The 8,608-nt window shown below is 61.5% G+C and carries 6 protein-coding genes and 1 pseudogene; 6 read left to right on the forward strand and 1 reads right to left on the reverse strand.

Features of this window, described 5'->3' with window-relative positions; translation table 11 throughout:
• Positions 1–530: pseudogene (locus ABYO54_RS10370) on the reverse strand (ammonium transporter); the annotation flags it as partial.
• Between the two features lie 309 nt (positions 531–839).
• Here ABYO54_RS10370 and ABYO54_RS10375 point away from each other — a divergent pair.
• The 6 genes from ABYO54_RS10375 to ABYO54_RS10400 form a co-directional block, all read left to right on the forward strand.
• Positions 840–2,432, forward strand: coding sequence for an amidohydrolase family protein (locus ABYO54_RS10375; protein ID WP_372808176.1), 1,593 nt, complete (start codon positions 840–842; stop codon positions 2,430–2,432).
• A gap of 200 nt (positions 2,433–2,632) precedes the next feature.
• On the forward strand, positions 2,633–3,730 hold the full coding sequence (locus tag ABYO54_RS10380; protein WP_372808177.1) for a Rid family hydrolase: 1,098 nt from the start codon (positions 2,633–2,635) through the stop codon (positions 3,728–3,730).
• Between the two features lie 95 nt (positions 3,731–3,825).
• Complete coding sequence (gene hemE, locus ABYO54_RS10385; protein WP_372808178.1) at positions 3,826–4,869, forward strand: uroporphyrinogen decarboxylase; 1,044 nt, start codon at positions 3,826–3,828, stop codon at positions 4,867–4,869.
• Positions 4,866–6,221: an oxygen-independent coproporphyrinogen III oxidase gene (gene hemN / locus ABYO54_RS10390; RefSeq protein WP_372808179.1), complete on the forward strand. Its 1,356-nt coding sequence runs from the start codon at positions 4,866–4,868 to the stop codon at positions 6,219–6,221. Before hemE ends, hemN begins: the two co-directional genes overlap by 4 nt.
• A gap of 78 nt (positions 6,222–6,299) precedes the next feature.
• A complete protein-coding gene (gene hemG, locus ABYO54_RS10395; RefSeq protein ID WP_372808180.1) occupies positions 6,300–7,658 on the forward strand; it encodes a protoporphyrinogen oxidase in 1,359 nt (452 codons plus the stop codon).
• 88 nt (positions 7,659–7,746) lie between these two features.
• On the forward strand, positions 7,747–8,608 hold an 862-nt coding region (locus tag ABYO54_RS10400), incomplete at its 3' end, for a ferrochelatase (protein WP_372808181.1).

Here is an 8,608-nt window from a genome sequence, read left to right on the forward strand (position 1 = left end):
ACCAGATAGGCATGGAACTTGAGGCGTCCGGCAACCGCACCCGAAACAATCGTGGCGGCCGTGGCGGCAAAGGCCACCTGGAACAACCAGTCGACCTGCGGAGCCAACGCCCCTGCTTCAGCAACGAAATCAGCTCCAGCTTCATAAATTCCAAAACCACCGAAATTGAAATACGGATTCACGTCACCACCATATGATCCTGCGTACATGATACCGAAACCGACGGCAAAAAAGAGAATCATACCGATACACAGATCCATCAGGTTTTTGAACAGAATGTTCACCGTGTTCTTCGCTTGGTTGAATCCGGACTCAACCATGGCAAAACCCGCCTGCATGAAGAGAACGAGAATTGCCCCCAGCAACAGGAACATGTTGTCTATCGCATAAGCGGTCTCGTTAATCGCGGCAGCCGCATCGAATACGGGCTCCGCCTCGGCGGCGGCTTCTTGCGCCATTGCGGGCGCCGCCATCCCCAGCACCACCGCCGCAGCGATCAATGCCGTAATTTTGAACCATTTCATTTTCATCCTTACATCCTCCACGAGGTTTCCTTTCTAACTTGCCCGAACACCATGTTCGCGACTTATGGAAGCCCCCTTTCGCAACAGGTGTGCCAACGGCTTTTTTTACGGCGCCCCGCCGGACGCTACCTATTGCCCGGCAATGCTTTACGAATTTTTAAAATCGCCGGGACACATTTGGTTGCCTTGAATTTTATTCATCATTTTTGTTTTTCTGATGCTGATTGATACATATTTGTATCTCAAAGACCCGCAACCCCCGATCCCGCCCCGTTTTTCCTCCGATTTTGCCGATAGACCGGTAGAATCCGCCCCATGGACTTCGAAATCATCATCTCCGGCGGCACGATCTTTGATGGGAGCGGCAAACCCCCTACCCGTTGCGATATCGGCATTAACAACGATTGCATTACAAAAATGGGCGAACTTTCGGTGGCCAAGTGCGATAAACGCGTCGAGACGACCGGACTGACCGTTTGCCCCGGCTTTATCGACGCGCACTCCCATTCCGACACCTATTTGCTGATCGAACCCAGCGCCGCTTCCAAGATCCACCAGGGCATCACCACGGAAATATGCGGCAACTGCGGCGCATCGGCCGCCCCGCTCAACGGGGCCTACCAACTGCCCGCCGACTGGCTCGACAAGGAGTATGCCCAACTGCCCGATGCGCACACTTGCGCAAGTGTGGGCACGCTTCCGTGGGGCACGGTCGGCGAATACCGGCACCTTTACGACACCGTCTCCCCGGCGATCAACGCCGCCCTGCTGGTGGGCCACAACACGCTGCACGCGGGGATCTGCGGCTACGATCCGCGTTCCGCCACGCCGGATGAACTGAACGCCATGCGCCACGCCTTGGAACAGGCGCTCGACGAAGGCGCCATCGGCCTCAGCTCCGGCCTCGCCTACCCGCCCGGCTCGGCCGTCTCCCGCGAGGAGCTCATTGAACTGGCCCGGATAGTTGCCCAACGCGGCGGGCTCTACGCCACCCACATGCGGTCGGAATCGGGCGGTCTGCTCGAAGCGATCGACGAAGCGGTCGACATCGCCGAACGCGCCGGCGCCCGCCTGCAAATTTCGCATCTCAAGGCGTCGGGCCAATCCAACTGGAACAAACTCGGGCTCGCCCTCGAAAAGATCCGCACGGCGCAGGCCGGCGTCGAAATCGGATCCGACCGCTATCCCTACACCGCCGGCTCGACCGACCTCGACATCTGCCTGCCGCAGTGGGCCAGCTATGGCGGGCGCGACGCGATTCTCGAGCGGGTACGCGACCCGGCAACGCGAAAGAAGATCCGCACCGAACTGCTCGCGCATCCGCCGGGCCATTGGGACAATGTGATGATCGGGTCGACGCAGTTCGAGGCGTTCAAGGGCCGCTACCTGACGGAAGTCGCCGAGGCCTTGCAGCTGAACGAAGTCGATGCCCTGCTGCACCTGATCGATGCCGACGACCTGAAGACGGGCGGCATCTTTTTCAGCATGGCGGAGGAAAACCTCTGGAAGGTTTTGGCCGAACCCTATGTCTCGATCGGTTCCGACGGCTCGATGCGCGCGCCCACCGGACCGCTGTCCAGCGACCATCCCCATCCGCGCGCCTACGGTAGCCATACGAAATTCCTGCGCGCCGCCCTCGACGGGAAAACCGTTCCGCTGCCCGAAGCGATCCGCAAAATGACCGCCCTGCCCGCCGCGCAGTTCGGCCTAAAAAAGCGGGGCCTGCTGAAGGAGGGCCATGCCGCCGACATCGTTGTTTTCGATCCGGCGCAGGTGCGGGAAAACACCACCTATGCCCACCCGCACCAACTCTCCGGCGGCATGCGGCACGTTTTCGTGAACGGCTGCCACACCCTGGCCGACGGCCGGCCGACGGGCAACCGCGCCGGACGGTTCCTGGCCCGCTAGCGCGGTGCCGCCAGACCGCCGTTTCCCCATGCCGCGAACCTCTTGGCCGCGCCCCTGTCCACAACCCTCAACGCAAGGCGTCTCAGTAGGTGTGGTCCGGACCGGAAAACGGGAACGGCCGAAAGGAGTCTGGTATGTTAACTGCTGCTAGAGTGAATAAGCCCAGCCAGAAGACCGGGCAAATGAAAGATGCCGAACCTATGGAAGAATCAATCGTCAACCCCACCAACAGCCTGCAGATCGTCGAATTCCCCCACGACGGCGTGAAGGCCTATTTCACCACCGCCCAAGCCACCGAATCGACGATGCACGCGGTGTTCGACCGCGTTTCCGCCGAAATGGCCGCGCGCGGCGCCAAGATCGCCTTTCAATACCTGTTCGGCGGCCGCCAGTTTTATCCGCAGGCCGTCTCCGCCATCAAGCAGCTCGATTGGCCGCTCACGCTGCTGCACGGCGACGCCTGCTCCGGCTCGACGATCACGGGAACCCAGTTCATTGCCATTTCCGGCACCGAGCTGCATCCGGTGATGGACGGCGACCGCAAGGTGGGCAACTGGTACGACACGGCGGATGCGCGCTACTGCCTGCTCGGCGACATCCGCGCCGACGACTTGACGCTCGGCCGCGAGCAACAGGCCCGCGCCGTTTTCGAAAAGATGGAAGCCCTGCTGAAGCAGGCCGACATGGAATTCACCGACATCGCCCGCACCTGGATCTATTTGAACAACCTGCTCGAGTGGTACGACGAGTTCAACGTCGTCCGCACCCAGTTCTTCAAGGAGCGCGGCACGTTCGAGAAGATGGTGCCCGCCAGCACCGGCATCGGTGCCGGCTCGGCCGCCGGCGAAGAGATGGTTTGCGCGCTGTGGGCGGTCAAGCCCAAGAACGACCAGGTGAAGATTTTCACCGTTCCGTCCCCGCTGCAATGCCCGGCCGTCGACTACAAGAGTTCGTTCGCCCGCGCGGTCGAAGTGGACCAGCCCGGCTCCCGCCTGCTGACCATCTCCGGCACCGCCAGCATCGAACCCGGCGGCAAGACCGTCCATCTCGACGACACCGAAAAGCAGATCAAGCTGACCATGGAAGTCGTCCACGCCATCCTCAAATCGCGCGATATGGACTGGGCCGACACCTGCCGCGCCATCGCCTACTTCAAGGATGCGGAAGAAGCGCACCTGCTGGAAAAATACTGCCTCGAAAACAACCTGCCCGAACTGCCGGTTGCCATCTCGCATGCCGACGTGTGCCGCCACGACCTGCTGTTCGAAATCGAACTCGACGCCGTGAAAGCCAACTGATTGACATCATCTCCTCCTGGGCCCCAATCGCCGGAAACGGTGTTGGGGCTTTTTTTTGTCGAGAACAGGACCGGAATTGTGCCATAACCCCACGCATGACCGAAACAACGACCATCACCTCCCGCGAGCGCTTCCTGCGCGCCTGCCGCTGCGAAGCCACCGACCGACCGCCCATCTGGATGATGCGCCAGGCCGGACGCAGCCTGCCCGAATACATGAAGCTCAAAGAAGGCTACCGCTTCACCGAGCTGGTCCAGAATCCGGAGCTCGCCGCCGAAGTGACCCTCCAGCCCGTCCGCCGCTTCGGCTACGATGCCGCCGTCATTTTTTCCGACATTCTCGTGATTGCCGAGGCCATGGGCCAAAAATACGAGCTGCTCGACCAAGGCGGCGTAAAGATGGATTTCGAGCTCAACTCCAAGGCCGACATCGACAAGCTCGACCCGCAAAACGTGCTCGACCACATTTCCTACACGCCCGAAGCCATCAAGCTCGTCCGCAACGAACTCGGCAACGAGCGCGCCATCATCGGCTTTGCCGGTTCCCCGTGGACGCTGGCCTCGTTCATGGTCGAGGGCGGCAGCTCGCGCGAAAACCTGCGCTCGCGCGCCATGCTCCACGACGAGCCCAAGCTCTTCTACGCGTTGCTGAGCAAAATCACCGAAGCCACGATCGTCTATCTCAAGGCGCAGATTGCCGCCGGAGCCGATGTCATCCAACTGTTCGACAGCCAGGGCGGCACGCTGCCCCCCCATCTTTGGTGGAAGATTTCCGGCCTCTGGATGCAGCAGATCATCGACGCCATCGGCGGCGAGGTTCCCACCATCGTCTTTGCCCGGCAGGTGCACCACAACTGGAAACAGGTCGTGCAAACCGGCGCCAACGTGCTCGGGATCGACTGGAACATCGACCTGCGCGAAACCGCGCGGGCGGTGCCGGGCGACGTCGCCGTGCAGGGCAATCTCGACCCCGCCCTGCTGATTGCCAAACCCGCCTCCGCCGCCGAAGAGGCCCGCCGCATCTGCGAAAGCATGCGCGGCCGCAACGGCTTCATCTTCAACCTCGGCCACGGCGTCCCGCCCGAAGCGGACCTCGCAACCATCCAAGCCGTCGCCCAAACCGTACAAGCCTTCGAATGAGCCCAATCTCCGTCAGCCTCGACCAGCTCCGCAAATACAACGTTCCGGGGCCGCGCTACACCTCCTATCCCCCGGCCACGCATTTTACCGAGGCCTTCGAACCCTCGCCGCCCACGGCTCACGCCCCGCGCCCGCTCTCGCTCTATTTCCACCTGCCCTTCTGCGCCACCCAATGTCTTTACTGCGGCTGCACGAACATCGTGACCGGCGACACGAGCAAGAGCGCGGAATATCTGGGCTACCTCGAGCGCGAGATGAAACTCCGAAAGGCTCAGGCCGCCGAAGGCTCCGAAGTCGTGCAGATCCAGCTCGGCGGCGGAACCCCGACCTTTTTCCAGCCGGAAGAGATCGAACAACTCGGCGCGCTGATCCGCACCCACTATGCCATGGCCGGAACGACCGAAGCCGGGGTGGAGATCGACCCGCGCTCGCTGACGCCCGAAAAGGCGAAGGCGCTGCAACGGGCGGGCTTCAACCGGGCATCGCTGGGCGTGCAGGACACCTGCGGAAAAGTACAGCAGACCGTCGCCCGCATCCAGCCGCTGGACATGATCGCCGATTGCTGCCGCTGGTTGCGCGGAAATGGAATGGAGTCGATCAACTTCGACCTGATCTATGGCCTGCCGAACCAAACCGTCGAATCCTTCAACCGCACGCTAGACGAAGTGTTGCTGTTTTCCCCGGACCGCTTCGCCATCTACAGCTACGCGCACATCCCCTGGGTAAAACCGTTCCAGAAGGCGTTCGAGGACTGCCTGCCCGACGCCGAAACCAAACTGCGCCTGCTCCAGCTGACCATCGAAAAACTGACCGACGAAGGCTACGTCTACATTGGCATGGACCACTTCGCCAAACCGGACGACGCCATGGCGCAGGCCCTCGCCCACGGAACCCTGCAACGCAACTTCCAGGGCTACAGCACGCACAAGGGCGTCGACATCCATGCCTTCGGCATGTCGGCCATCTCGCACATCAACGGCACCTACCAGCAAAACCAGAAAGAGCTCGCCGCCTACTATGCTCCGCTCGACGAAGGGTGCCTGCCGATCCTGCGCGGCTACGCCATGACCGCCGAGGACCAGATCCGCTATGCCGCCATCATGCACATCATGTGCAACCTCTTCATCGACTACGCCAAACTCTCGAACGAGATCGGCATCGACTTCGCCGACTATTTCAAGGCCGAGATCGCCTCGCTCGACGACCTCGAGGCCGACGGCCTGGTCCGCCGCGCCCCCGACGGGCTGCACGTCACCCCGCTCGGCCGCCTGTTCGTCCGCATCGTCGCCATGCGGTTCGATGCCTACCTCCAGGGCGAGCAGCCCAAAGGCCGCTACTCCCAGACCGTGTAGCCGCCGGGCAGGGCACCCGGCTTTCGTTCATTGATTTCTACGCGTGCATTGGCACTCATTCGCGATTAGATTATCCCCATGCAAAAGGTAGCGATTATAGGAGCGGGAATTACGGGGCTGACGGCCGCGTATGAGCTGAAGCAAAAGGGAATCGACTGCACGGTGTTCGAGGCGTCGAACCGCGTTGGCGGGTGCATCAAGACCGTGAAGGAAGACAACTTTCTGGTGGAGTGCGGGCCGAACTCGATCCTCGACACGCACCCGGACCTCGGCAAGCTGTTTGCCCGGCTGGGGATCGAAGGCAACAAACTCCCGGCCAAAGCGGAATCCAAAAACCGCTTCATCGTCCGCGACGGCAAACCCATTGCCTTGCCCACTTCGCCGAGCTCCTTTTTCTTTTCGGATGCCTTTTCGGCCAGGGCCAAGCTGCGGCTGATGCGCGAACCGTTCATCCGGAGCAAGTCGAACGAGCACGAGAGTTTGGCCGATTTCGTGGTGCGGCGTCTTGGGCAGGAATTCCTCGACTATGCCATCAATCCGTTCGTGAGCGGCGTCTACGCCGGCGACCCCGCCAAGCTCTCCACCTGCCACGCCTTCCCCAAGCTTTATGCGCTCGAACAGAAATACGGATCGCTGATCAAAGGGGCGATCAAGGGGGCGAAGGAACGCAAGCAACGCCAAGAGGTGGCCTCGAAGGACGCGCACATGTTCACCTTCGACGACGGGATGGAGGTGCTGCCGAACCAACTCGCCGCCAAGCTGGGCGACGCCATCCGCCTCAACACCCCCGTTACCGGAATACAGATGCTCGACAAAGGCAAGTGGATGGTCTGCCACGAGGAGTTCACCGATGTGGTCATCGCCATTCCGGCCCACGCGCAGACCGAGCTGAATGCCCCGTTCGATTTGGAAATGTTTTCCGAGATCCACTACCCGCCCGTAGCCAGCCTGTCGCTGGGCTTCGGGCTCAACCAGTTCATGCATGCGCTCAACGGATTCGGCATGCTGATTCCCAAGATCGAAAACCGCTTTTCGCTCGGGGCCCTCTTCCCCTCCTCCATCTTTGCCGGCCGCGCGCCCGGCGGCATGGCGCTGCTGACGGTGTTTATCGGCGGATCGCAGTCGCCCGAGCGCGCGCTGCTCGATCAGGACGAACTGCTCGCCCAGACGCTGAAGGATCTGCAAGACCTGCTCGGGCTCGATGGCCAACCGGAGTACCAGCGACTGAGCGTTTGGCCCAAGGCGATCCCGCAGTATGTCGTGGGCTATGAAAAGTTCCTCAACCACATGACGCAGGTCGAGGCCGACTTCGAGGGCATCCATTTTGCGGGCCACTACCGCGACGGCATCTCGGTATCCAACTCCATTCTTTCCGGGATCGGCGTCGCCAAACGAATGATCCAAACAACCTCGACGCACAGCCACCAAGAACGCTGAGCATCGCAAAGAAGATTTCCTTCGCGTTGCTTTGCGAACGTGGCGCTTTTGCGTTTAACTCATGTTCATGAAGCGCGGAATCTTATTAATGAACACCGGATCGCCGGAGGCGCCGACCGAGGACGCGGTCCGGGTATACCTGAACGAGTTCTTGATGGATCCGTTCGTGATCGACCTTCCGTTTCCCTTGCGCTACGCGCTGGTGAAGTGGGCCATCCTGCCCAAGCGCCCCGCGAAGTCGGCCGAGGCCTATCAGGCCGTTTGGACCGACCACGGCTCGCCGCTGATCCACCACTGCAGGCAGCTGGCCGACGGGCTCGGGGTCGAGCTGGGCATGGCCTATGGAAACCCCTCGTTCAAGCAGGCCGTCGAAAACCTGCTGGCGCAGGGCGTGGAGGAGATTGGCCTGTTGCCGCTGTTCCCGCAGTATGCGGCGGCCACCGTCGGCTCGTGCGTGGCGGGCGTGAAAAAGGCGATCAAGGGCCGCGCCAAGCTGCGCGTGGTTCCGCCCTTTTATCGGGAGCCGAGCTATATCCAACCGCTGGCCGAGGCGCTGAAAACGGTCGACGAGCACATCCTGTTCAGCTACCACGGCCTGCCGACGCGGCAACTCAAGAAAACCGATCCGACGGGCGCGCACTGCCTGAAGGTCGACGATTGTTGCCAGGTTCCCTCGGAGGCGCACGGCACGTGCTACCGGCACCAATGCCTGGCCACCACCCAGTCCATCGTTGAAGCGGCGGGGATTCCGGAAGACCGGTATTCGGTTTCGTTCCAGTCGCGCCTCGGCCGCGCCGAATGGCTGGCGCCCTACACCGACGCCGTTTTGCGGGAACTGCCCGCCAAAGGCATCAAGCAGCTTGCCGTCATTTGCCCGACCTTTTTCTGCGACTGCCTCGAAACGCTCGAGGAGATCGAGATCCAGGGCCAGGCGAGCTTCAAGGGAGCGG

The organism is Pontiella sp., assembly GCF_041622395.1.
Lineage (GTDB): Bacteria > Verrucomicrobiota > Kiritimatiellia > Kiritimatiellales > Pontiellaceae > Pontiella.

What these genes read in the sequence shown, in the direction of transcription:
- ABYO54_RS10375 (WP_372808176.1), top strand. Translation starts at nt 840, where the DNA reads ATGGACTTCGAAATCATCATCTCCGGCGGCACGATCTTTGATGGGAGC.
- ABYO54_RS10380 (WP_372808177.1), top strand. Translation starts at nt 2,633, where the DNA reads ATGGAAGAATCAATCGTCAACCCCACCAACAGCCTGCAGATCGTCGAA.
- hemE (WP_372808178.1), top strand. Translation starts at nt 3,826, where the DNA reads ATGACCGAAACAACGACCATCACCTCCCGCGAGCGCTTCCTGCGCGCC.
- hemN (WP_372808179.1), top strand. Translation starts at nt 4,866, where the DNA reads ATGAGCCCAATCTCCGTCAGCCTCGACCAGCTCCGCAAATACAACGTT.
- hemG (WP_372808180.1), top strand. Translation starts at nt 6,300, where the DNA reads ATGCAAAAGGTAGCGATTATAGGAGCGGGAATTACGGGGCTGACGGCC.